This is a genomic window from Aureliella helgolandensis, from assembly GCF_007752135.1.
Taxonomy (GTDB): Bacteria; Planctomycetota; Planctomycetia; order Pirellulales; family Pirellulaceae; genus Aureliella; species Aureliella helgolandensis.
The window spans coordinates 4,530,606-4,554,539 of record NZ_CP036298.1 but is presented as its reverse complement, the minus strand read 5'-3'; the positions used below and the strand labels follow the sequence as shown (position 1 = coordinate 4,554,539).

17 protein-coding genes are annotated in these 23,934 nt (G+C 55.3%); 3 read left to right on the top strand and 14 right to left on the bottom strand.

Features of this window, described 5'->3' with window-relative positions:
• Positions 1–89: 89 nt before the first annotated feature.
• From Q31a_RS16070 to Q31a_RS16055, 4 genes are all read right to left on the bottom strand, one after another.
• The gene (locus Q31a_RS16070) at positions 90–1,523 is read right to left on the bottom strand and encodes a serine/threonine-protein kinase (protein WP_197355321.1); all 1,434 of its coding nucleotides are present in this window, start codon (positions 1,521–1,523) and stop codon (positions 90–92) included.
• Positions 1,504–2,145: an RNA polymerase sigma factor gene (locus tag Q31a_RS16065; protein ID WP_145079914.1), complete on the bottom strand. Its 642-nt coding sequence runs from the start codon at positions 2,143–2,145 to the stop codon at positions 1,504–1,506. The genes Q31a_RS16070 and Q31a_RS16065 overlap by 20 nt, the downstream gene beginning before the upstream one ends.
• Positions 2,146–2,918: 773 nt before the next feature.
• Entirely contained in the window at positions 2,919–3,098 is a 180-nt protein-coding gene (locus Q31a_RS16060) for a YqaE/Pmp3 family membrane protein (RefSeq protein WP_145079912.1), read from the bottom strand.
• 257 nt (positions 3,099–3,355) lie between these two features.
• A complete protein-coding gene (locus Q31a_RS16055; RefSeq protein ID WP_145079910.1) occupies positions 3,356–4,183 on the bottom strand; it encodes an alpha/beta fold hydrolase in 828 nt (275 codons plus the stop codon).
• 624 nt (positions 4,184–4,807) lie between these two features.
• Here Q31a_RS16055 and Q31a_RS16050 point away from each other — a divergent pair.
• On the top strand, positions 4,808–5,266 hold the full coding sequence (locus Q31a_RS16050) for a hypothetical protein (protein WP_145079908.1): 459 nt from the start codon (positions 4,808–4,810) through the stop codon (positions 5,264–5,266).
• A gap of 317 nt (positions 5,267–5,583) precedes the next feature.
• Here the strand turns inward: Q31a_RS16050 and Q31a_RS16045 are convergent, their stop codons facing one another.
• The 10 genes from Q31a_RS16045 to Q31a_RS16000 all read right to left on the bottom strand — a co-directional run bounded on the left by Q31a_RS16045 (position 5,584) and on the right by Q31a_RS16000 (position 19,717).
• Positions 5,584–6,423, bottom strand: a complete 840-nt coding sequence (locus Q31a_RS16045) for an alpha/beta hydrolase family esterase (RefSeq protein ID WP_145079905.1) — start codon at positions 6,421–6,423, stop codon at positions 5,584–5,586.
• Between the two features lie 153 nt (positions 6,424–6,576).
• Positions 6,577–8,610 carry a redoxin family protein gene (locus tag Q31a_RS16040; RefSeq protein ID WP_145079902.1) on the bottom strand — a complete coding sequence of 678 codons (2,034 nt, stop codon included), beginning with the start codon at positions 8,608–8,610 and terminating at the stop codon, positions 6,577–6,579.
• A gap of 399 nt (positions 8,611–9,009) precedes the next feature.
• Entirely contained in the window at positions 9,010–10,323 is a 1,314-nt protein-coding gene (locus tag Q31a_RS16035) for a proprotein convertase P-domain-containing protein (protein WP_145079899.1), read from the bottom strand.
• Between the two features lie 4 nt (positions 10,324–10,327).
• Positions 10,328–12,745 carry a secretin N-terminal domain-containing protein gene (locus Q31a_RS16030; RefSeq protein ID WP_145079896.1) on the bottom strand — a complete coding sequence of 806 codons (2,418 nt, stop codon included), beginning with the start codon at positions 12,743–12,745 and terminating at the stop codon, positions 10,328–10,330.
• 378 nt (positions 12,746–13,123) lie between these two features.
• On the bottom strand, positions 13,124–13,675 hold the full coding sequence (locus tag Q31a_RS16025) for a response regulator (RefSeq protein ID WP_145079893.1): 552 nt from the start codon (positions 13,673–13,675) through the stop codon (positions 13,124–13,126).
• Between the two features lie 96 nt (positions 13,676–13,771).
• Positions 13,772–14,155, bottom strand: a complete 384-nt coding sequence (locus Q31a_RS16020) for a response regulator (RefSeq protein WP_145079890.1) — start codon at positions 14,153–14,155, stop codon at positions 13,772–13,774.
• Positions 14,145–15,797 (bottom strand): ATP-binding response regulator, encoded by a 1,653-nt coding sequence (locus tag Q31a_RS16015; RefSeq protein WP_145079887.1) that lies wholly within the window; start codon positions 15,795–15,797, stop codon positions 14,145–14,147. The genes Q31a_RS16020 and Q31a_RS16015 overlap by 11 nt, the downstream gene beginning before the upstream one ends.
• 557 nt (positions 15,798–16,354) lie before the next feature.
• Positions 16,355–17,758 (bottom strand): ATP-dependent protease ATPase subunit HslU, encoded by a 1,404-nt coding sequence (gene hslU, locus Q31a_RS16010; RefSeq protein WP_145079884.1) that lies wholly within the window; start codon positions 17,756–17,758, stop codon positions 16,355–16,357.
• Positions 17,755–18,297 (bottom strand): ATP-dependent protease subunit HslV, encoded by a 543-nt coding sequence (gene hslV, locus Q31a_RS16005; RefSeq protein ID WP_145079881.1) that lies wholly within the window; start codon positions 18,295–18,297, stop codon positions 17,755–17,757. The genes hslU and hslV overlap by 4 nt, the downstream gene beginning before the upstream one ends.
• A gap of 883 nt (positions 18,298–19,180) precedes the next feature.
• The gene (locus Q31a_RS16000) at positions 19,181–19,717 is read right to left on the bottom strand and encodes a hypothetical protein (protein WP_145079878.1); all 537 of its coding nucleotides are present in this window, start codon (positions 19,715–19,717) and stop codon (positions 19,181–19,183) included.
• A gap of 505 nt (positions 19,718–20,222) precedes the next feature.
• On the opposite strand from Q31a_RS16000, the gene Q31a_RS15995 reads away from it, so the two are divergent.
• Positions 20,223–22,499 (top strand): DUF1592 domain-containing protein, encoded by a 2,277-nt coding sequence (locus Q31a_RS15995; protein ID WP_197355320.1) that lies wholly within the window; start codon positions 20,223–20,225, stop codon positions 22,497–22,499.
• Positions 22,496–23,845 carry a DUF1552 domain-containing protein gene (locus Q31a_RS15990; protein ID WP_145079872.1) on the top strand — a complete coding sequence of 450 codons (1,350 nt, stop codon included), beginning with the start codon at positions 22,496–22,498 and terminating at the stop codon, positions 23,843–23,845. The genes Q31a_RS15995 and Q31a_RS15990 overlap by 4 nt, the downstream gene beginning before the upstream one ends.
• Positions 23,846–23,934 lie beyond the last annotated feature (89 nt).

Below are 23,934 nucleotides of genomic sequence, written 5' to 3'. Positions count from 1 at the left end.
GCAGTAGTGAACGGACTAAGATTCGAGGGCTAAAGTGGATGGCACTCGCACTCAGTAGCGTTGGCGAATTGTCGCCGCAGCTTGCGAGACTACGGTGTGCTGAGTTCACGCTGGAGACGTGCAATACTCCGTGCAGTTTCTTGCAGCGTTTCAGCAATTTCGTCGTCCCAGGACACCGCGAGATTGGCGTTTGGTGGTGAGGGCGTTGCTGGAGTCGCTGTCGAAAGCGACTGAGGCGAATTGGGTTCAACGCCCAATCCACTGGGCCACATCACAAGCCGTCCCGCAACCATCGCGAGGAGCAACAGGCTGGCTGCCATTGCAGCCGGTAGCCATGTCCGCTTCCTGGGCAGTAAACAGTTCGGCAGAGGATTTTGTCGAGGCAATTCCAAGTGTGCCAAGCAATGTTGCATCAGCGCCTCCGCTTCCGCGGCCGATTGCAATCGATCGGCAGGATTTTTCTCATGCAAACGTTCAACTAAGCGACCGAGCCAATCAGGAATCTCAGGATTGCCCTCGCGGATGGGGCGCGCGGGCGAATCCGTGATTCTGCGCAGTACGCCGAACGTAGTGTTGGAGCGAAACGGCGCGTGGCCTGTACACATGGCATACAGCACACTTCCGAGTGAAAACAGGTCGCTACGGCCATCGATCGGTTCGCCTGTGGCTTGTTCTGGCGACATGTATTGTGGTGTACCTGCAATTACGCCGCTGCGCGTTAATGTTGCGTCGTCAACGGCACGCGCTAGACCGAAATCGGTAATGGTGACCCTTTCGATCCCCTCTTCAAGGAGAACGTTGGCAGGCTTGATATCACGGTGGACTAGACCTTGAGCGTGCGCGGCGGCTAGGCCGGCGGCGACTTGACAGCCCACTCTCAGCACTTCACGAATTGGATGCGGCCCGCGTTGATCAAGCCGCCGCTGAAGGGAATTGCCGCGCACATAGGGCATCACCAAAAACGGCAGTTGGGCGTCGTTCGAGACACTGTGGATAGCAATTACGTTGGGATGCAAGACTGCGGCGGCGGCTTTTGCCTCGCGAGCAAAACGCTTGCGGGCTGCCCCGCTACTAGCCAGATGTGGAGCCAGGACTTTCAGTGCTACTACGCGATCGAGTGCGGTGTCGTATCCTTTCAGCACAATCCCCATGCCGCCGGCGCCGATCACACCGGAGATTTCATACCCGCCCAGGCGACCCAGCATGTTGGGATCGTCGGTCGGTGCAAGTTGTGTCAGCATGAAACTGATTTGCTGCGATACGATCGGTGAATCGCTAGTAACCAACGGTTCGTCTGCCAATGGGTGTGAATCGAAGCCATCGTCCCTCAAGTGAGTTTGCATGGCCTGCCAGGTTTCGCGTTCGGCTGCTGTTTCTTCTATTTGCTGGCAGCATGCATTGCATTCGTCTAAATGTTGCAACAGCTCCTCTTCTTCGATACGTGTCAGGCGATCTGACAAATACGCTTCGATCTGTTGCGGCTTGCAATGGTTCGATTGGCAGCTACTCGAGTTTCGTGGCATCAAACTGCTCCTCCAAAGTACGGACGGCGTCGCGGAGTCGCCGGACGACACGGCTACGTGCTGCGTAGATACTGCCTACCGAACAGCCTAGACTACTGGCGGCAGTCTTCGCGGATTGGCCCTGGAGTGTTGTGAGCACAAATGCTTGCCATGTGACGCGATCCGCTCTCGCGCGCACAATTTCCGCAGCGCGACGGACCAGTTGTCGACGGTAAGCGAGTTCCATCTCGGCGTTCTCCAACACTGCTTGCTCGTTCCGGTGGTCTCCGGCATTGGTATCCGCAAGGCCCTGCAATAGGTCAACAGCCATCGAACCGCCTGAAGCGAGATCTTTCGGCTGACGGGAGATAGCATTGTGAATTGCATTGGTGATGACACGCCTCAACCAGTAGTGAAAGCGAACGTCGGGGGAAGAACGGCTCCAGGTGCCGATTTTTTTGGAGACCGCCAGCATGACTTGCTGAGCCAACTCTTCAGCATCTGCGTCTTGCAGGCCTCTCAGCCGTGCGAGACGATAGGCGATGGGGCGGTAGATGCTTACGAACTGTGCCCATGCTTCCTGGTCGCGTGGATCTCGCACGCGGAGGAGCAGGCTTTCACGGGTTTCAGGGAATTCGACCAATAGCTTGACGACCTATTTTTGCGGCGATGCTTCGCCTGCCGTTCCACATCGCACGGATTGGTGGCGAAACCAAGGCTTGATTCACAGTGAGAATGATGTGGGGGCAATAACTTAAACACGTGTGTCCCAACATTCTGACAGGGGGAGGACAGAGAATCTAAAAAAATCGCGAATCGAGAAAAAATACTGCCGCAGACTTCCATTATTCCTGCCCTGCGCACAGTCGCGCCCCGAGTATTCGCCAGCAAGTATTGAATTCGGCCTGCCTCTGCAGGTCCCACCGTCGGATACTGGCGAGAGGAGATACTAGCGGCCTGGGATTTGAGAGAACCCGAGAGGTTGCGGCCTGTTGATTTCGGAGCGTGTTCGGCTTTGGCGAGGCGTTTGCACCCGAGGCAACCCGGTAGCGCCGACCACTCTTCCCGGCTTTTGCAGCGGGTGTCTGTTTCAACAGGTCGTTCCTCATCGGGGCACTATTTCAGTGCTCCTTGAGCGACGTTGGTGACCGCTATCGTGTAGCTGACAAGAAAATGATCTCAGCGACTGTCGTTGGAAAACGCCCCGCGAATGGTGCACTTTCAGTAGTGGCCAACACGAAAACGGCGTAAGTGGGCATTCTGGCTACTAAGCATTTTTCTTCAGTGGTGTAGGGCTGCCCAGCGAATTGAGTGCCAAAAATCGTCGAGCGATCCCTGGAGCAGGGCCTGCCGCTGCTGCATGCACTGAGTCAGCCCGGTCTTGGTTCCGAGAACGCCTGACAATGAACGCGCTGCTTACAGACGCGTTAAGCCTGGAGGACGCGAGGCCATGATGTACACAGCGTGCAGGACGCCGGGCACGAAGCCTAGAAGCGTAAGCAAGCAGTTCCACCAAAATTGCTTTCCAACTCCGAATTGCAAATACACCGCGACTGGCGGTACTAGGAAGGCGAGGAGCAGCCGTATGAAGTCCATGTTTCTTCTCCTTAGATTCTTTCGGGAACAACAGGTTTCAAGCGGAACAACGCGGGCCCTGGTCGAATTTTCTGGTTTAATTGGCGGGAGCATCCGACGCCCCGTGCTAGCGCGACGCACTCTGCGAGCGGATTCGCAAGCAAGCGTAACGCGCCCGAGTGGTCGTGCCTTGCCAGCAACTTCGGTGGCTCAGTATCCGCCGCTAAGACGCCTTACCCCGGCCCCACCTTGCTGCTGGCCCGGCGTCTTTGCTGGCGTTAGGGGGATGTTTGAAGGAAGCGAATCAAGTCATCTGCCAGTTGCTCGGGATGCGTTGCGAGCAGACCATGCGGCGCCCCTTCGTACTCTTGCAGCGTCCCGTCAGGCAGATTCTGGATCGCCGCACGAGCGCTGGTTTCAATGGGGACGATCGCGTCCGCAGTTCCATGCACGACCAAGGTTGGAACGGTTACGGCCGCCAAGTCCGAACGAAAGTCGGTCGTGGCGAAGGCTTCTGCACAAGCCAAAGTGGCTTTTAAGCTTGCTTGCATGGCCATGCTCTGAGTCCATTGCAGATAGGGGACACTTACAGGGGGGCTTCCCTGCCCTCCGCCATAGAAGTCTTTGAAAAAATTAGCAAAGAACTGGGGACGATCGCTGAGAATCGCCTGGCTCATCTCTGCAAACACGCTCTGCTCAACTCCCTGCGGATTGTCAGAGGTCTTCAAGAGGAACGGAACCACCGAAGAAATCAATCCACACTGCACAACATGACGCCCAGCATGTCGCGACATGTAGCGGACAACTTCCCCGCCTCCCATCGAAAATCCAATCAACGACGCATCGGTGGCCTCCATGGCTACCATCACATCGCTAAGGTCGTCCGATAGGGAATCGTAGTCGTAATTCCCGTAAGGCTGATCCGATCGACCGAAGCCGCGTCGATCGTATGAAATCGCGCAGAATCCGGCTTCGGCAATACGCATGGCATGGAAGTCCCAACTGTCCGCCGATAGCGGCCATCCATGCAGGAGGATTACCGGTCGTCCGCTCCCCCATCGCTTCACATACAGGGCATGTCCATCTCGGGTTGGAATCATTGTCATGGTCGTTCTTTCTCATCTCGAAACTTGCGGGGCGAATAAACGCGCGTTCGTCTGTGGAACTGGTTTGTCAAAAGAGTCTTCAAACCAGTCGGCCAATCGTAGCGCTTACATGCTGTTTGCCTAGATTTTGCGAATCAGTCACTGAGCCAAGCGTTGTGTTTGAGCGCGATTAAGAGCAACAGCTGCGGCTTGATGTCCACCGGTAGCTGGCGCTCTGGTTGCTGCGGTACTCCAAACTCCATCCAGCCAGAACCTATTCTAGTGTGCTAAAAACCAGGGCTTGCAAACCCTGTACCGTCGGGAACTACGAAACCAGAATCCCCACCTGCTACTGAAGAATTGCCACTGCGGATTTGGCGGGAATGCGAGTAGCGGGGCTCTTTAGCCCAGCCGCATTGCAAGCACGCGATTCGACGGCCCAGTTGGCTTGCCATGTAGTTCGAGCGGCTGCGGCACATCTTGGTTGCTGAGCATCCATCAGTCTTGCGCTGCGTGCTGTCAGCCCCCTTAGTTTTCAGAGTGAGGAGCAATTGGCATGCACTTTTCCCGTGCGGCACGGCGATTGCACTACCTCGGTGGCAGACAAAATTTGAATCTTCATGCTTTGAACGGGAGAAGCCAATCGTGACTCAGAACAATTTCAGCCCTCTACGTGGTGCGCCTTCTCAGCCGAGTATCGAAGCGCGGTGGGAGGAGTTGCGTTCGAGAATTCGGGCCGAATGGCCTGAACTGTCGCGGGATGACTTGCTTTCCATCGATGGCGATTCACGCAAGTTGGTCGCGCTCGTCCATCAGAAGACCAATGCCAACATTTTGGAGATCGAAGAGCGGATCGACGAAATTGCCGCATCCAGCGGCGGTTTGCTTGCAAACGTCGCTCGGTCGACTCAGCAGTTCTTTCAGGATGCAACGGATAGAATTGCAGAGCCCTTGAGACAAGCTTCTCAGGCCACTAGCAAAAGTATTTCTAACGTACCTGTTCGCTCCGCGGCGATAGCCGCCGGAGTTGGATTGCTGGTCGGGCTGTGCAGCGCAAGCCTGCTTAAAGATATGTTCAGAGCTCGCCGTAACCGATTCTGGTAGGGCGGGCAGCCGATGCAGTCTTGCTAGCGCTCACGCTGGCAGGTATTGACGGCCGAAAGCAGTCGCTTTTTCAGCAACCTTGCTCATTGGACCACCTCACCGAGTGCAATAACCTCTGCCTCACCGCTCACGCGGGGCAGTGGCGGTCGGTCTCGTCGCCAAGTTCGGTTCCGCCTGACGTTAGGTGTTGCGAATATCTGGCCTGCAGGTACCCCGAGATGAATATCTACTCTCCGTAGTATCAACGCTGCGGAACTAGATTTCGCCACTGCAATTTGAGCTCCTGCGGCGATCGAGTGTCATTCCTAATTTTCCGTTTACTCCGACTCGCTCTTCTGTTGAGTGAGTTGGTGTTGTTGGAAGAATGCTACGATAGCTGGCACGCTGTCAGCAGCGAACTGATGTCCGCCGGGGTGAATGTAGGTCTGCAACGGAGCATTGATGGAGGAGCTGTAGGAGTGCAGTAGGCCTTCGGTGATCGGAGGCTCCTTGCACTTGTTCAGTTTGCGGACGAATTCAATGGTAGCGGTCTGCCAAGTGAATTTGACCAGTGTGTCGTTCTCACCGGCTAGAATCATGGCGGGTTTGGGCGCGATAATACGCCGAATTTGCGGACGGATTGCACCCGCTGATGGAGCGACGGCGGCCAGCACGTTTCCACGCGTGGCCCACAGCAGATAGGTGAAGGCCGCGCCGTTGGAGTGGCCGGTGGCGTAAACTCGCGTTTCGTCAACTTTGTAGTCTTGTTTTAAGCTGCTAAGCATCTCGTCGAAGAACTTGAGATCGCGATCCTCTTGTTGCCCCGTCATACCCTGCCACCCCGGCTTCTTGCCCTGGGGATCGGTGAGGAAACCGGGGGTATTGAGCCCTTGAGGGCAGACCACAATTGCCTCCGGCCATAGACGGTCCAACGAAAACGACTTCATGGCTCTGCCCATGGTTCCCCCGTGCCCGTGAAAGACAAATACCAGAGGGGTAGGATGCGTGGTGGCTTCGGCCGGAGTGTAAACAATGGCTTTTCGCTGCTTGCCTTCAACTTCCCATGTGCGTTCGCTCGCTGTCGAAGCTACAGGGACGCTAAACGACTCTTGCGCACTGGTATGCGACACGCCGATCGAAAGTAGGAGGACGGCGGAGGCAAAGAGTTGCTTGATCATCGTTGATCCTATGGCTTAGGAATTTGAGAATCGGGGAGCGATAGGTGCGGCGGGCCTGCGTGGGACAACGAGCATGCCCTGGGGTGGTGTGGCCGTCGTGTTGAACATTTACCGTGGTGGGACTGGCTGGCGTTCAGCGCTTGGTACCACCGGTTAGAGCTTGGTCAATTCAGCCTGCGTCAACTCTCCGTTATGGTCTTCATCGAGTCGATCGAAAATTGGTCCTGACGCCCTTGGATTGTCGGGTAGTCGCTCCTGGACTTCTGCCTTGGTAATGACTCCGTCTTGATTGACGTCGAGTCGACGGAAGAAGGCGGCAGTACGGGAAACTCGCCCCTCACGCAGACTTGGTAGCGTGCGCTCCCCTCCCAACTCTACTGGGGCGACGCCGGGCAAGTAGTACTCGACGTAGCCGACTTGCATTTCATCGTAGGTTTGCGGTCCCCAGCCAACAGATTTCGTCGGGTCTGGATTTGCAGGGTTCTGGTCACTGTTGTCGTACCATGCAGTAAAGCGGATGATGTCACCCTGCTTCAACAATAGTGGATCACGGTAGCGGTAGAGTAGTTGCCAATTAAAATCGTAGCGAGGAACGTTCAGGAGCGTGGTACTTGCATCCGACTGAATGACTTCGTAGCGGGCGGCTTTTCCACGCAGGTGCATGTGGGGGAGCAAACCCATGACTCTGGCGTCCGCTGGTATCCGCAGATCCGCAACTTCTTGGTGATTGTCGGCCCCTGCCGGGATATTGATTTTGTCATTGAATATCCCAGCTACACGCACCTCGTGCTGCGTGGGAACTTTAGCAAAGACGAGTCCAATTCTAGTTTGATCGGTGGTTGCCGTACCGTTGGGGGTGTAATGCATTTGGAAGCGGAGTTTAGCTTGCTTGGGCAATCGCTTGGCGAATCCATCGGGATAGATGAGAGAACTGTTGCCAGGCACATAGATACCCCAGAATCCGTCACGCTCGCTGTGGTCCTGATCGCCGCCTTGTACAAAGACGAGAACATGGTGGACGACACTTCGGTTTCCGGGCTGAATTTCGATCGCTTGCACCCACTTGTCTTCGCTGAGGTCCGTTGCGACTGTGACATACTTGTAAGGCATCACGCCAGATGCCTTCACCACTTGGGGTTCCGCAAATTCGAAAACGACATCTGGTGGACCAATTTGCCATTCACTGGAAAACGTCAAGGGCAGGGGAGCGTCATGAACGTCACCTTCGTCCATCGGTCCGGCGAGCCAGGTCAGCAAATCGTGTTTGTCGATATCTGCCAGGGAGCAGTCGTTAGTCCAGGGGGATAGCGCGTCGGAGTCCGTCGCTTCTGCATCGGCTGCAAACCACGGTGGCATGAGGTCACGCGCAACGACTTGTTCAATCATTGCGGCATGCGCTTGAACCTCTTCAAACGAAGTGAGCGCAAAGGGCGCGACCCCTTCATCACGATGGCAGCCGACGCAGTTTTGTTGCACAATGCGAGAGATGCGGCTGTGGTAGGTGAGCTTGTTGGGGCTTTCCTCCCGCGAGGGCCGAACTAGCGTGCAACCGGGGGCTTCCGTGGCAGTAATCAGTGGCGATCTTCCATCCGCGTATGCCTTCAACGCGTTTGCCAGATAGCGGTTTCGAGGTGATTCGGTGGAGTACCCGAATCCGTATTGATCATCAATGGCACCGTGGTAAACAACCGTCCGCGAACGATCGAGGACGATCACATCGGTCGTGGTTAAGGCGCCGATACGGGCCGAAAACTCTCCGTTGCTATCGTGAGCGTAGATCACATTATCATCGAACCGCTTTGCCGCCGTATGCATGGCGTCCGTCTTGTCCGTTGCGATAGGATTCACGATCAGCCATGCCACGTCTCCGCTAGCCGCTTGGGATAACTCAACCAATGTTGGTAGATATTTCTGGCTAAGAGGGCAACTGGTGCTGGTCATCGCGATCACCAGCAATTGATGGTTTAGCGCAAGCTGACTGAGGTGATGTGTATCTCCGAGGAGATCTGTCAGACTCGCATCGGGGATCAAGCGGCCAACCCCATGGCTTCCTCCCTTGAGTGGTCGAGGGCCCTGGCGAATAGCTGTTCCCGTCGTCTCGGGTTCCGCGGACTGGACGAAAGTCTCACAACTGCCGGCTGCCAGAACAGCTAGACCGGCCACTAGAATTGTACGGATCAGCAGCATCACTTTTCCTTGCCAGCGGAAATGAAGAGAAGAGGAGTCCGGCGCATGCTCGAAGTTGAAAAGTCCCTCGCCAAACGCAACGGTTCCATTTTAAACCCTGCAGACGCGTCATCGGACCGGGCGCCCTACAAAGCGGTACAAACTGGGTGGTGCATTAAAACGCCGGCATTGGCAATGCGAGGATTGGTCATCGCTGCAGGCAGGGCTGGGAAGAGGTATTTAATTCACCGAGGGGGCGCATCGCGCAGTTTCAGAAGTCTCCTGCTGTCCAGCGGAAGTTCGCCAAGGCGGGCGAATCGTTGCCTGGTAAGAATGCATACTGGGCAAGGACGCTAGGTTGAGTCATAGCGTTCCTGGGATGCATTGTCTCGGTCGGCATGAGCGGATTCGAGTGCGGAATTACTCGTCAGAGGATTCCTTGGCGGGCGTCACAATCAAGGACCAATTGTGAAGCATACCGAACCGATCACTTCGTTCTGCCCCGATCATGAGCTGCCATACACCTTGCAATTCTTGACCTTCGAACTGGCTTAGGCCAGGCTGTCGTTTTTCGATCGCCTGCGGCTGGTAGGTGCCATGAAAGGGGGCGCGTCCTTCGCGGATTTTCTCCCGGGATTCGTCGGAGAATTTGGTTTCTTCGAAGTTGTCGTCGCTGCGCCCAACTTTGCTGAACAATTCAACGCGTTCGCCACTCGGGCTTAGCAGATAGGCGTCCAAGTGTTCCGTGTAGGTGTGAGTAATGGATAGTTCTACTTCGAGTTTTCCAATGATCAACGATTCTTCGATCTCAATCTCCGCCAGCACATTGCCGCGTGGGGGGATCATTTCGGCCTTTGGGTTCTCGAAGACACCGCCGACAACCGACTTGGCCCCCAGCATCTCTGGTGTCGTGAGCAGCCCATCTCCGTTGGTGTCCATCGCTGCAAATTCATCCACCAACTCTGCGGTCCAGTCAGTGGCGAACTCCGACATCTCGATTTGTCCGTCTTTATTCACGTCGCGTTCAAAAAACCAATCGGGCAACAATTCCGAATAATCTTCCGAGAGTTCTTGCATCTGCAAGTGCAACCACGCATCCAGTTCCCCGAACCCAATTTTACCATCACCGTTTTCATCAACCTTCGAAACGTCGATTCCCAATCCCTGTTGTTCCCAAGTGTCGAGCACTCTGTCCCGATTGCGATCGTAACGCTGGATGATTGTCGAGGTCATGTAGCGACTGGTGCGGTCGGATTGTTGAGAATCGCCTCTGCTGCGGAAACTCAATTCCTCGGTTGAGGGGACGAGTCTGGGCTCGCGCGTTTTCAGCAACGAAAAGAAGTTGTTGCTATGGCGCATTCTCTCGAGGCGTTGGAGGGCTTCGCGCTGGGCAAGTTCGATACGATTGACTTGTCCGTCTCGGTTGAAGTCAAGTTCAAAGGGATTGCCTCGCGTCCACCGCGCTCGTACCGATTCGGTGGCGTCGATGTTGCCATCGCGATTCGAGTCATAGCGTCTCAAGAGACTGTCGGCGGTCTCTAGATCTTCACTGTTGTATGGGTACTTGACGCTGGGCGTCCCAAATTCAGGAACGACTGTGTCTTCAGCGGGTTTTTCAAACCCTTGGATTTGAACGTCTGGCCCCACCACCTGAGCGGTGGCTGCTAGCGACATCGGCACTAATAATACCAACGCCAAGCAAGGCGCGAGGGGAAGCTTACGATGAATCGACATTCGACTACCTCCTGCGTCCCGAGCGTGAATCGATATTCAAAACATCTTTCAGCATCTCTAAACGCTCTACGTTCGGATACCAGACGACTTCCACAGCTTGTGCGCCCTGTTGGTCTAGCTTTTGGATAAGCTGTTGAACTTCCAAGAACAGTGGTTCCGGTGCGGTGACGACCAATGCATTACTTTGTTCGTGTACCGCCAGTGTCATTTGAGCCTCTTGGCTCTTACTGACCTGCAGATTGTTTCCACTGTTGTTACCCGACTTGTCCTTACTGGCAGCCAACTGCGCCGCTTGAGCCTGGCGCTCCTTGCTGGTTAATGCAACGCGGTCGCCATAGGCGTCACGCACAACATCCGCAATTTCTTCAGCTTGCGTGTGTTGCAACTCAATAACATGGGACCGCCCACGCGTCTCGATTTCCGTCAAGCTCGCGTCTTTGTCAATCAATTCGAGATATTGTTGAACCAATTCGATATCGGTGGTCGTTCCTAGGCAGATCAATCGGTTTAAGCGTGCATCGGAGATTACCGTCAGCGTGCCCGAGTTGACCATCATCGCGCCATCGTTCTTACGCAAGTAGCTGCCCAACAGGCCCGAGGAGGAGGCGGAAGAACCGTTAATCAACTGAGGGCCTTTTTGCTGGTCGACTACTGAAGTTGCCCCCTCCAGCAGATCGGCTAACAAGCGGGTGGCGTCATCGGCCGAAGAGTACTTCAGGTAGTAGACGACGGTTTGAAAGTCGTCGGTACTCTCCGAGCGGGCGATATTGCGGACATGTTCTTCAAACAACGCTAGAGCCTGTTCATTGTCCGATTGCAGAAGGATGCCGTGGGGTGTTGCTTTGGCTCCAATTGCTTTGGAGGGATCAGCCGAACTCTCGGGGAGATCTTCTTTGACCGCAAGCGTGCTGACAAAATTGGCAGAGCGTACTTGGAGTGGATTGTCGGCTTGTTGGTCTGAAAGCTCGCTGGCCTCTTGGGTGTCGACGTCCTGAGCTCCCACGATGCGTTCGCTGATCGCTTGCCGCTTGTCCGACAGGCGTGGTGGCTTGGCAACGGCTTTACCCTTCCATGTTCGCATCGCCTCCTCGAGGACGCGCTCTGCTTTGGGGCCGAAGAGCGGGACGACACGCGTTCCATCGTGGGTTTGCGTCGCATCGAGTTGTTCAACAACCTGTTGGATTTCGGCGACGCGGTCCTTCTTACCACGCAGGAATAGTCGCATGCTGGCCAAATCGGCGTCAATCTTAAGGTTCTCACGGCTAGCGGCCGTGGATAGATCGAACATCTCGTCGAGCAGGGCGATTACAAAGTGAGGTTCCAGCGTCTTCAATTGTACGACGGAAAAAATAGTATCCACGCCTTGGAGTTCGGTGATCGTCTCTGCAATGGTTTCATGGACACTCGGTGCGGCCAGGGCCACGATGGTGTTGGTCGTCGGCTCCATTGACAAGCGGATCGGCTCGTTGGCCAACAGGGTGTGGAGTACGTCGTAGACGGAGCTCAGATTCTCAGCCCGTACAGGATGTGATTTGAGCAGTTGGTCCCCTGGGACTTGACTCGTACCATTGGCTGGCAAATCGATCGTCTTAATCAGATTAGCGAGTAGGCTGACGGCCTCGGGTTGCCCTGAGACATACAGTTTCATGCCTGTAGAATCTGCGGAGATGTTGATTTGTTCGTTCGCCAGTTGTCCCGCTTCGATAGCCAAGTGAGGTGCGGCCACTTCGAGCAGTTGTTCGAGTGTGACATGTTCCAATTGGAAAGATTCCACGACGGGTTTGTCTGCCGCCACGGTGGTTTCCAAAGCTCTGAGAACGGCACACACACTTTTCAATTTTCCAGCCGTGTCGGTGACCAGCAATTGGTTGCTGCTTGGCAAGACTACGGGCTCCACCATCAACTGCATAGGCTTCAGCTCGGCCGCCGCTTCGGCAGGCGTCACTTCCCCCAGCGGAATCAAGCACTTGACGACATCATAATTTCCAAGTTGAGGCAGGTCGGTGGCGTTCACCAAGCGTGCCATCGCATCGAGCTGTTTCAAGCTGCGCGCATCTTTGAGGCTGATGACGGAAAGCAGCTGTTCTGAACGTACGACGGAAAAACCTTCTGGAATCAGGAATAGATTGACGCGGTCGAGCGCTTCCAGTGGTGTGTAAGACTGCGGATCGGAATAGGTAAACGTTCCCTGGGGCAGCTCTCCCACATGGAGTGCTAGGTCCGATTCGTCGGCCAACCATTCCAGCACCGCCCGCCAAGGGCTCCGCTCGAAGGAGAATTGAACCGTAGTCTGCGCAGGTTGGTGGGCCGTCGCGACTTGCGGGGGCTGGGGTGTGGCGCCATCTGTGTCTTCTCCGTAGGCTGCAGTCACTGGCAGCAGTAGAGTTGAACAGCAGATCAATCTGAAAACGTGATTTTTCATGGCGAGAGCCTCGTACAGGCGGGGAAACTCAACGCACAAGCTTGCAATTGCGGCGGTCCGTTCGCAGGTGGAAATCGAACGGTCAGTGCCAAAAGCGTTGCTGCCATCCAGGTTGACGATAGGTCGCCATCCACCATGAATGAACTGGCACAAGCTGTATGAGCCGAGAGTTTAGGGAGGGGCTGTAAGGGTGGGAGACGCTCCGGCTAAAACTCCAATGGGGAGAAAGGCCATAGCGTCCATGGCCACCATGTTACCCGAAGCGTGGGCTGACTACAATCAAAGAATTGGAGTTTCTGGCGAGGCAGATTGCGGAAACCCTGTGCTTTTTGCACAAAAATGGCTAGATAAGGGTGGCTGAAGTGCTACTTTTTCCTCTCAGGGGGCGGCGGCACCGACTGGCAGGCTACGCCGAGTAAGTTTCTGAAGTGCGGGGGGGGAGGCGTTGACCTGTGTCCGGTATCCATCGATGGCGTCTGCCAACTGTGAAAACGAGAGTGGCTTGTGGAACACCTCGGTTGCCCCAGCCAGGAGTAGCCGCTGATTGAGTGCTGGCTCCCGCATGCCGGTCACGATTGCCACGGGGATGCCCGACGTTCGAGGATGAAACCGTAGTTGCGCAAGCACCTTTTCGCCCGTTGTGTGGGGTAGGTAGAGATCGAGCAAAATGGCTACGGGTTCAACGCCCACTGCAAAGCGATAGGCTCCCATGCCGTCAAAGGCGCGCACGACGTCATACCCTCGACTTTGTAGGCCGAGCTTCAATCCATGCGAGAACTCTTCATCATCGTCGATCGAGAGGACCCAAGGTCGGTCAATCGATTGTTGGGGAGCATCGTGGGATGCGGCTTGAGTGCTCGTGGGATTCCAGCAAAACGACTCGATCAGAGTGGTAAGCGAGGTCGGGGCTGAAGTGTAGGAGGTTGCCATAAATACGTTACCGGAAGATGAGTTGGAGCGAGAAGTGGAGGCTGACTCGAGCGAGTGCGCGTCGTCGGTATTCTTGAATTGAAGGCTGCTGTGTTGTTATCGACCTAGCGTCGGGGCTGCGAACGCAGAGGCCAAAACTTGGGTTAATAATTCGTGTGAATAGGGTTTGCGAACGAAATACTCAGCGCCGGAATCCAATGCGTTTGACTGGTCTCCAGGACTGGCGGATACGATCACGACCGGAATGTGGAGCGTCTCCGGATTTCCTTTCAACTCTCGAAGTGCCGCTAAGCCGTCGAGTTTTGGCATGCGTATGTCCATTAAGATCATATCGGGCCGAAGTGTGAGTGCCGCCTTCAATCCCGCTTCGCCATCGGACGCGGTGAAGGTTTGATATCCCTGTTGACGAAGTCGGAGCACGGTGGCAAAGCGAATCGCCTCGTCATCCTCGACGATCAGTATTCTTCGGCTAGATGGCACAGAGTGTTCCTTTTTGGGCGGAGCAAGTTAGGGCGGGAGCGTTGCGCGTAAGTAACTGCTGCAGTGAATCCAGGTTTTCCGCACCTACGACCGTCCCCAAATCTTCCAGCTTCAATTCCGGCAACGCGCCTTGGGCTCGGTTGCGATTGACCGATTCTGTCTCCTTGCCTATGCGTTCAAGAAAGCATTCCGCGCCACTCCGCCCTGCGGTCAATACAGCCAGCCAGACGTCGTCTTCAATGGGTAACAGGAGATCTTTGGAGAACAGGAGGCAGTTGAGAAAGGCTTGAATCTCCTTGGGCCCCTGTTGGCATGTAGCGTCGGAAAGCGGTTGAACGAGTGATGCACGAATCACGGAAATTTGGATCGACGCCTCCTGCTCCTGTTCATCTTGAGCGACGCGTTGAAGGTGTCGGTGAAGTACTTCAGGCCAATCGGCGACAGGGACGGTGAACGAAAAAGTACTACCCTCACCAACAACGCTCTCCAGAGAGATTTGGCCAAGGTTGAGCTCGACGAGCTCTTCGGCAATATTCAATCCGAGGCCGAAACCGGTTTTCGGGGCTGCTTGAGCCTGATGGAGTCGGTTGAAACGTTTGAAAATTTGCTGGGTCTGGTCTGAGGGGATCCCAGGCCCCTGATCTTGCACCGCAATCCGTACTTGTTTGGCCGATTCTTCGGATTGCAAGCGGATGTGAACGGTGGAGCCGGCTGGCGAGAACTTGATCGCGTTGATCGCTAAATTAATCAAGGTACGCGTCACCTTTTCGGGATCACAATAGGTGATCGGGAGGTCTGCCGGGAGGTCCGCTTGAATCTCGATAGCATGTAGTTTTGCACGTTGGTGCAGTACCGGTAGAATCCGTTCCACCACGGCGGCGACCTGGCAATGTTCCCTGGCTGCCGCCAGCATGCCCGACTCGTGTCGACTGATGTCCAACATGTCATCTACCATGTTGTTCAAATCGTCCACTCGGTCTTCGATGACTTGCAACATCCGCTTCTGTTCCACATTGACGTCTCCGACAATACCGTCCGCAAGTAGGCTTGAGTATTGCTTGACTACGCAGAGCGGGGTTCTGAATTCGTGGGATACATTGTTAACGAATTTTTGCGACGAATCGCACAGTTTCTTAAGTTTGCGGTTCTGTTGAGCTAGTTCCGTGGCTTGGAGTGCCAGCTTTTCCGCTTGAGCTTCGACCGTCTCCTTTTCTTCTTGGACCGCATGGTACAGGCAGCGGATATTTTCGCGGAGACGCGAACGGTGGAGGTTCTCGCTTACGCAACGCTGCAGGGCGATTGCATTCAAATCGTGTTTTGACAAAAAGTCATCGGCGCCCTGCGTGAGCGCTTCGATTCGTAAGTACTCTTCGCCTAAACCGGAGTGAGCAATTACAGCAGCTTCCGGACAAGCCAGATTGAGTCGTTGAATCGCTTCTAAACCGCTCGCATCGGGAAGTCCCAGATCGGTGAAAATGACTTGATAGTTACCCGTCTCGGCGCGTGTGAGTCCCTCGGCAAGTGTGCATGCATGATCGAGGGTATATTGGCCATCCAGGCCATTTAGCAAGCGACTTAGTACATTTGCATCTTCAAAATCGTCGTCAACTTGCAAAATTGCAATTGCTGTTTCGTTGCGCACTAAATTTGATCCGCTAGACTACGTGAGACTTAGGATGTTGGCTGGCCGACGGACGCCCACGCAACACACATTCAGGAAAAGATAGCACTGAATTTGGGCACGATGAATCCACTTGTTCCAAAATGCGGATTGTCGCAGCAATCATGTTCAAGCCGCGTGGCTAGGGCAATCGCTTCAATCCGACTAATGGTTGCAAGCCCGTGTCTCCTAGTTCCACGAGGGGCGATGAGTGCATCAGAAGGGGCGCCTAGGCGGAGCGTTGCGCGCAAGGGGGCGCATGCTGCAAATGTGTTTCCAGGCAGTCGCTGCCGGAGCAAAAAATCTGGGAGCGAGCGCTGGTTTGAGGAGAGCGTCCCGGCATTGTGCTGCGGTGAAAGACAGCGCGTCGTGTGCGTGCTGGATGCTAGCCTTTCCGAACCCGCTAGCGCATCAGAGGCACCTCGCAAATTCCAGTAGCACCTTGCAAAGTTCACGTTGGCAACTGGGACGGGGCCGTGAATTCCAATGTCTGCGCAATGCCTCGCGAGTGGACACGCCCCAAGCTGACGTACCTTGCGCTAGAGGATGAAGCGACTCAAGTCTTCGTCTGCGCAGATCTCCTGCAGTTTTGCATTGACGTAGGACGCGTCGATTTGCACGTGACTGAGCGTGGCTTCGGAGGCGTCAAAGTTGAGATCCTCCAAAACTTTTTCAAGGATCGTGTAGAGTCGGCGAGCGCCGATGTTCTGGGTGGATTGATTGGTACTGAAACCAAAGTCGGCCAGTCGTTCAATCCCATCCTCCGTAAATTCGAGTGTAACTCCCTCGGTAGCCAGGAGAGAAATGTATTGTTTGGTGAGTGAATTGTTCGGCTCGGTGAGGATGCGGACGAAATGCTCTTTGGTCAAGTCGCTAAGTTCGACGCGTATAGGGAATCGGCCTTGCAATTCCGGCATCAAATCGCTGGGTTGGCCACGTTGGAAGGCACCTGCGGCGATAAACAGAATGTGGTCGGTTTTGATATAACCATGCTTGGTATTTACGGTTGTCCCCTCGACGATCGGCAACAGATCGCGTTGGACACCCATGCGAGATACGTCCGCGGACTTGCCGCCTTCGCTGGCGATTACCTTGTCAATTTCATCGATGAAGATGATTCCGTTGCGCTCACTGGCGTCAATGGCTAAGGAAGCGATTTTGTCGTCGTCGATCAGCTTGTCTGCTTCCTGATTGATCAGGATCTTGCGAGCTTGTGCGATCTTCATAGAGCGGCGCTTCGAATTTTTGGGAATGATCCGCTCGAACATGCCTTGCAGGTCGATGTCCATGCTTTCCACACCAACGCCCCCAACCATGATGGGAGACGTCTTCTGTTCTACACTGAACTCCACCACCTTTTCCTCGAGCTCACCGGCTTGAAGCATTTCGCGCATCTTGTCTCGGGTGCGTTTGCGTCTGGCGGCGGCGTCTGCGTCGCTCGGCTCCTCCAACTGGTCAATTTCTGTTTGGCGCGCCGTGGGTACCAACAGGTCGAGCAGTCGGTCTTCGGTCCGCTCTTCCGCCTCGGTTCGCACGCGCTCCTGCTCTAGGCTCCGCACGAGTGTGATTGCATTTTCAACGAGGTCTCGAACCATGCTCTCCACATCGCGGCCATAATAGCCAACTTCGGTGTACTTGGTCGCTTCGACTTTGATGAAGGGGGCATTGGTGAGTTTGGCGAGGCGTCGCGCAATCTCGGTTTTGCCGACACCGGTGGGGCCGGCCATCAGAATGTTTTTGGGAGCGATATCGGCTTGCATTTCCTCCGGCAATTGGCCGCGCCGCCAGCGGTTCCTGACCGCGATAGCAATAGCTCGTTTCGCGTCGGCCTGACCGACGATGTAGCGATCCAGCTCGGTTACAATTTCACGGGGTGTTAAGCTGCGGTTGCTATACGCCGTGGGATGATTCGCTGAGTCTAGTGTTGATGTTGAGTTGGTCATGCTTCGCAATCCAATTGTTCCACAATGATATTGCCACCGGAATAGATATCGAGCTCCGCGGCGATGGTGAGGCCTTGCCGTACGATTTCGCTGGCCGGCAGGGGACTGTGGCGAACCAGTGCTCGGGCGGCTGCAACTGCATAGTTACCTCCCGAGCCGATTCCTACGATGCCGTCGGTGGGCTGAATCACATCGCCGGTTCCACTCACTAGCAGGCTATGTTTTGCATCGATGGCAATTAACAAGGCCTCGAGCCGACGCAGTGCGCGATCGCTGCGCCATTCTCTCGCCAATTCAGTCGCAGCTCGGGGCAGGTTTGCCGGATAGTCCTTGAGTTTTCCCTCAAAACGCTCCATGAGCGCAAAGGCGTCGGCGGCGCCACCCGCAAAGCCTACGACAACTTTTCCAGCAGCCAGCACTCGGACTTTGCAGGCATCACTTTTGATAATGGTCTTATCCAGGGTGACTTGCCCATCTCCGCCCAACGCAACCTGGTTTCCATGTCGCACTGAGAGAATCGTCGTTGCATGAAATTGCATGGATGAAGTTTCTATTATCTCTATATCTGGCAAGTTGACTGTGGAAAAGCGGCGGAGTGCTGGGCGGCCACTTGCCGAACTGGGGAGGTCAAGGCTGTCCCACTGAGGTTTCATGCGCCGCGGCGGTGTCCGGCAGCCCATAGAGACTCCGGTCGCGATGCAGGCCTCTACGATAACAACTTGGACCGTGACGGAACAGACACCCCTTCCCCGGTTGCCGTTTGGAGATAGTGGGACTGCGTTTCCATCGAGAAATCTAAACTGAGTCTGGTTGGATCGCTTGGTGGAGATCAGCGGCGCTAACCCCACTGAAAGAATCGCACTGAAAGAATCTCCAGGAAGGGATACTGGGGAGCGAGCTTGCAGTCCCATTAACGGGCGAGTACGTAGGGGATGCGTGCCTTCTGCATTCACGCATTGCCGAGTTGAGTCGCAGGGTGTGCATTGGCTAATTGGGATCGTCGCAAATGCGTCTCTGTTGAGAGAAATCCATTTGCTAAGCAGTGGAGCAGCGATAGCGGTACACTCGACTGTCTGCCGTCAATTTTATCAGTAGTCCATGAAAGGGAGTTCTCAATTTTCGTGGTAAGGTCGCTCGTCGCTCAGCCGTGGCTGCATCTCCCCTTGGCGTGCTCACGCTTGCTAGCCACGGGGCGGACTACGAATTCGACATCCAGTAGCGCTATCGAATGCGAGTGTGGAGAACGCTGCGCGGTGGTATCTAACAATGTTGTGAGCGAGAGACCAGCTAGTTTGGCATTGCTGCCGCACGCTTTGCGCGATTCTAGTCTGGTCGCTCTTTGTGTTTCGCTCGCTGGCTGCAGCACTGCTAGCCGCCCGCTGGTGCAAGTTTCCGGTTCAAGGTGTGAATGGTGGAATGGCTCTAGAGGACGAGCGGGACGTTTCCGTCGCCTTCGCTATCTCTGCGTTCCCATTCACGACGGATTTCCCGTAAGCCGTAGGCGCACATTTCAAACTGCTCGCTCATCCGTTCAAGCAGCGAACTGGGAGCTGCACGTGAGCCTCCCTCAATCGAGCTGGCAATTCGATAGGCTCGCTTCCCTTGGGCGCAGTAGTTTATGAACTGATCGCGTGAATCGGCACCGCGCATCTCGCGAAGCGCTTCCGGATAGATGCCTGACCAGAAGAGGGTGTAATCGCCAATGTGTCTGTGGACCTCGCGACGGGCTTCTCCCAGACGGTTTTCCGCTTCCACAACCATGGCCACCACTTCTGTCGTCGGCTTGCCATCAATCTGACGAATGCGATGCAGGGTTTCACAGCGAGTGAAACGCACCAGTAGACCACTCACGTAGTCAATTAATTCCGTATCCACCACACCTAGGTGTGAATGAAATACGTACTCGCTCAAGCCAGTAAAGAAGCGATTGAGCGTCGAGTTGGCATCAATAGATGTCATAAGGCAATTCCCCCAGAGGTGAGTACTTACCTGGACCAATTCCACCCTAATTATAGGTCGTTTCATGTGTCAAGACAAAAATATGCGAATATCTCAGACTCCAATCACGTTGGTCCAGTGTGGGGGCCATGCTTCGTGCCCATACATCAGTGGGGATAGGCACCCAACGTATGGGGTGCGCGGCAGCAATCGGGGCTGGATCGCTTGCGAGCGTTCTCACCGTCATAATCGCTCAGCGTTGTGATCGGGGTTTGCAATAAGGTCACCGATTGCTTTACCGAGAGGGACCTGCAGCAGTAGTATTAAAGTGCCCTGCCGTTCCTTTTCGGGGATGCTCGAAGTTCGTTTTTACTCTTTGCTCTGAGCCCTGTCGGTTTTGTACATGCAGCACCCAGTCTTCAATTCGGAAAACTCTGGTCCAAGAGCAAGTCGCACACGGCGGCATCGGCAGGCAGGCCTCTGTGTTCTGTGTGCGGTTTGGGTCGCTACGCTAGGAGCAGCCCGGTTGCCTGCCGCAGACCAGGCTCTACGGCAACGCGAGTTGGAGGCGAAGGTCGCGCCGCTGCTGAGCAAGCACTGCTATGGCTGTCACTCGGGTGCGGAAGCGGATGCGGGGCTGGCGCTGGACCATTTTGAAACGATCAGCTCCTATCTGAAAAGCCGAGTGGTCTGGGAGAAAGTGATCGAGAAACTGCAGCTTGACGCGATGCCACCGCCTGATGCCAGTGAACTAGCACCCGCGGAACGTCAGTTTCTCGTGACGTGGATTCGGGATACGATCAATGACTTTGAATGTGGGCAACAACCCAACCCTGGTAGTGTTACGCTCAGAAGACTCAATGCGGCCGAATACCAGAATACGATCCAAGCATTGCTGGGAGTGAATTACACGCCGGCTGCTAATTTCCCTGGCGATGATGTCGGCTACGGGTTTGATAATATTGGGGATGTACTCACGCTACCTCCCATGCTGATGGAGAAATATTTAGTCGCGGCCGAGAAGATCAGTCGCTATGTCATACAAACACCTCCACCTGATCAGGTCTTTCAAGCCAGCTATGCAGGGGCGCAGCTTGAGTTCGAAGGTGGTGGCAACATGCGCGATGGCGCACTGAGCTTCTACGCGAGTGGCGTCGCCAGCATCGAAGAGCAGTTGCCTTGGACTGGAAAGTACAGGTTGACCATCACGGCGGGCGGCGATCAAGTTGGTGAAGAACCGTGTCAGATGGGAATTGCAGTGGGGGAGAAGCGGGTCGGTACCTTGGCGGTTCCCAACGACACCGAGTCACCGCAAGAGTTTGAGATCGAATTGCGGCTGGGCGAGGGGGCACGCCGGATTTCTATCGGCTTCCTCAATGATTTCTATATCGCAGCCAAAGGGGGGCAGCCGGCCCAGGATCGTAATCTCTCCCTTTTCCACGTGGAGTTGATCGGACGGAAGTCGGGTGGAACCGCCATTGAGCCAAGCCAGCTGCGGCCTCAACACCGGCGAGTGGTGTTTACCACGCCTTCGGCTGAAAAGGACTCTCAGACGGCAACGCATAAAGTCCTGGAAAGGCTCGCTAGCCGCGCGTACCGCCGCCCAGTGGCAACGGAAGAATTGCGGGAGCTGGTGGGTTTGGCATTGGAAATTCAGGCCGCCGGTGACTCGTTCGAAGAGAGCATTCAAGTTGCCATGCAAGCCATCCTTATTTCACCTCACTTTCTCTTTCGCGTCGAATCTCCTCCCGCCAGCGAACAGTATGGTGAGTATCGGAATCTCGACGAGTTTGAATTGGCCAGTCGATTGAGCTACTTTCTATGGAGTTCGATGCCCGATGACGAGCTGTTGGGACTGGCGTTGCAAAATCAATTGCGTGTCGGAAACAATCTTGAACGCCAAGTTGCGCGGATGCTGAAGGATGAACGGGCTCGGGCGTTCGTCTCCAACTTTGCAAGTCAGTGGCTCATGTTGCGTAAGCTCGAGTCGTTCGTGCCGGACGAGCAGATGTTCCCGAAATGGAACGACCGAATCAAAGAGCTGTCGAAGCTTGAGACGCTCAATTTTTTCGCGGGCGTCCTCAAGGCGGACATGAGTGTGATTCGGCTATTGGATGCGGACTTCACGTTTCTCAATCAAGAGTTGGCGGAGTTCTACGGGATGTCCGGTGTGCAGGGGGACGACTTCGTGCGCGTCTCTTTGGCTGGCACTCCGCGAAGCGGCCTGTTGACCCAAGCCAGTGTGTTGGCGGTCACGAGCAACCCAACGCGCACCAGCCCCGTGAAGCGGGGACGATGGATTCTAGATAATCTACTCGCAACACCGCCGCCCCCGCCTCCACCCGGCGTCCCTGAATTGCAGGAGAAGGGACCGCTCGTGGGGTCGATGCGTCAGCAACTGGAGCAGCATCGCGCGGATCCCAACTGCGCAGGTTGTCACAAACTGATGGATCCTCTGGGATTTGCCTTGGAGAACTTTGACGCAATTGGTCTGTACCGAGAGCAAGAGCATGGAGTTCCCGTTGATTCAAGCGGCGTGCTGCCCGACGGTACGCGAGTTTCGAGTGCGCGCGAGTTGCAGCGTGTCTTGACGGAGCAAAACCGGCAGAAGTTCGTCGAGTGCGTGACGGAGAAACTGCTCACCTATGCCCTAGGACGCGGGTTGGAATACTACGACAAGTGTGCAGTGGATAAAATCCTGGCGACACTCGAGGATTCCGACTTTCGATTCAGTGCCCTGATTTCGGCAATTGTTCACAGCGATCCCTTTCAGAAGAAGGGAGAACGAGAAATAGCATTATGAAGAACCACACGCTCGATCGACGCGCACTCTTAAGAGGTGCGGGTACCGCAATTGCTCTACCATGGCTGGAGATCATGTCTCCCAAGCGTGCTCGTGGAGCTGCAGGGCAGATTCCTCTACGCACTGCCTTTCTGAACGTACCCAATGGCAAGCACATGCCTGATTGGACGCCCACCAGCACAGGGAGCGATTTTGAGCTCCGTCCAACGTTGATGCCGCTATCGCATCTGAGGGACAAATTCAGCGTGTTAAGCAATTTGACGCTCGACGGCGCGGCCGCTCACGGTGATGGTCCGGGAGACCACGCGCGCAGCGCCGCTGCGTTCCTGACCGGCGCGCATCCCAAGAAAACCGATGGAGCTGATATTCAAAATGGTATCAGCGTGGACCAAGTCATCGCTCAAGGCAGCAGTGCTAAGACGCGGTTCGCATCGCTGGAAATGGGGCTGGAGGGGAGCAGTCAATCGGGACAATGCGACAGTGGCTATAGCTGTGCCTACCCTTCCAACCTAGCCTGGCGCAACGCCACCAGCCCGCTGGCCAAAGAAGTGGATCCCTCGGCGGTGTTCGACCGCTTATTTGCATCGGGGGATTCGGCCGCCGATCAAAAGACCAGCTTCCTGCGCAAAAGTCGGCGTCAGAGTGTCCTTGATTTTGCGTTGAAGGATGCGAACAAGTTGCATGCACAGCTCGGGAGTGCAGATCGGCGGAAGCTCGATGAATACCTGTACGCGGTCCGCGAGATCGAGAATCGGCTCGTCAACTCCGAGCGTCTGCAGATCGGCGAAGACGGTATTCCCAACTATCCGAGGCCGGCTGGAGTGCCACGCGAGCTGGATGAGCATTGTCGATTGATGCTCGACATGTTGACGTTGGCGTTCCAGACTGACAGCACCCGCGTGGCTACGTTCATGTTTGCCAACGAAGGAAATAATCGAGGCTACCCAGAGTTGGGGGCGCCCGAGGGGCATCACGATCTTTCGCATCACGGAAAGAGCGCGGAGAAGCAAGAGAAGCTGGCGAAAATCAATGTCTACTACGTACAGAAGTTGGCTTATCTTCTGGACTCACTCGACAGTATTCGTGAGGCAGAGGGGACGTTGCTCGACCACTGTATGATCCTGTATGGTAGTGGCATTAGCGACGGGGACCGCCATAATCACAACGAGCTGCCAATCCTATTGGCCGGTTTGGGAGGCGGTCGCATGCGTTCCGGCCAGCACTTCAAGTATCCGCCCAATACGCCACTGTGCAACCTTTACCTATGGATGATCGGGCAGCATGGCATTCCGGCTGATCGCTTTGGCGATTCCACTGGCATGCTGGAGCACCTTGAACGTTCTTAGTTCGAACTGCTTTCGGTCGGGCAGTCTTACTACGGGTAGGTGACTAGCTCGGACAAATCGTTCTACGCAGCGGATTAGGCGTTTTAGTT

Coding starts and splice junctions, on each gene's coding strand:
- Q31a_RS16035 (WP_145079899.1), bottom strand. CDS start 10,323: ATGTCGATTCATCGTAAGCTTCCCCTCGCGCCTTGCTTGGCGTTGGTA.
- Q31a_RS16045 (WP_145079905.1), bottom strand. CDS start 6,423: ATGATCAAGCAACTCTTTGCCTCCGCCGTCCTCCTACTTTCGATCGGC.
- hslV (WP_145079881.1), bottom strand. CDS start 18,297: ATGCAATTTCATGCAACGACGATTCTCTCAGTGCGACATGGAAACCAG.
- Q31a_RS16055 (WP_145079910.1), bottom strand. CDS start 4,183: ATGACAATGATTCCAACCCGAGATGGACATGCCCTGTATGTGAAGCGA.
- Q31a_RS16000 (WP_145079878.1), bottom strand. CDS start 19,717: ATGACATCTATTGATGCCAACTCGACGCTCAATCGCTTCTTTACTGGC.
- Q31a_RS16070 (WP_197355321.1), bottom strand. CDS start 1,523: ATGCCACGAAACTCGAGTAGCTGCCAATCGAACCATTGCAAGCCGCAA.
- Q31a_RS16040 (WP_145079902.1), bottom strand. CDS start 8,610: ATGCTGCTGATCCGTACAATTCTAGTGGCCGGTCTAGCTGTTCTGGCA.
- hslU (WP_145079884.1), bottom strand. CDS start 17,758: ATGACCAACTCAACATCAACACTAGACTCAGCGAATCATCCCACGGCG.
- Q31a_RS16025 (WP_145079893.1), bottom strand. CDS start 13,675: ATGGCAACCTCCTACACTTCAGCCCCGACCTCGCTTACCACTCTGATC.
- Q31a_RS16060 (WP_145079912.1), bottom strand. CDS start 3,098: ATGGACTTCATACGGCTGCTCCTCGCCTTCCTAGTACCGCCAGTCGCG.
- Q31a_RS16030 (WP_145079896.1), bottom strand. CDS start 12,745: ATGAAAAATCACGTTTTCAGATTGATCTGCTGTTCAACTCTACTGCTG.
- Q31a_RS15990 (WP_145079872.1), top strand. CDS start 22,496: ATGAAGAACCACACGCTCGATCGACGCGCACTCTTAAGAGGTGCGGGT.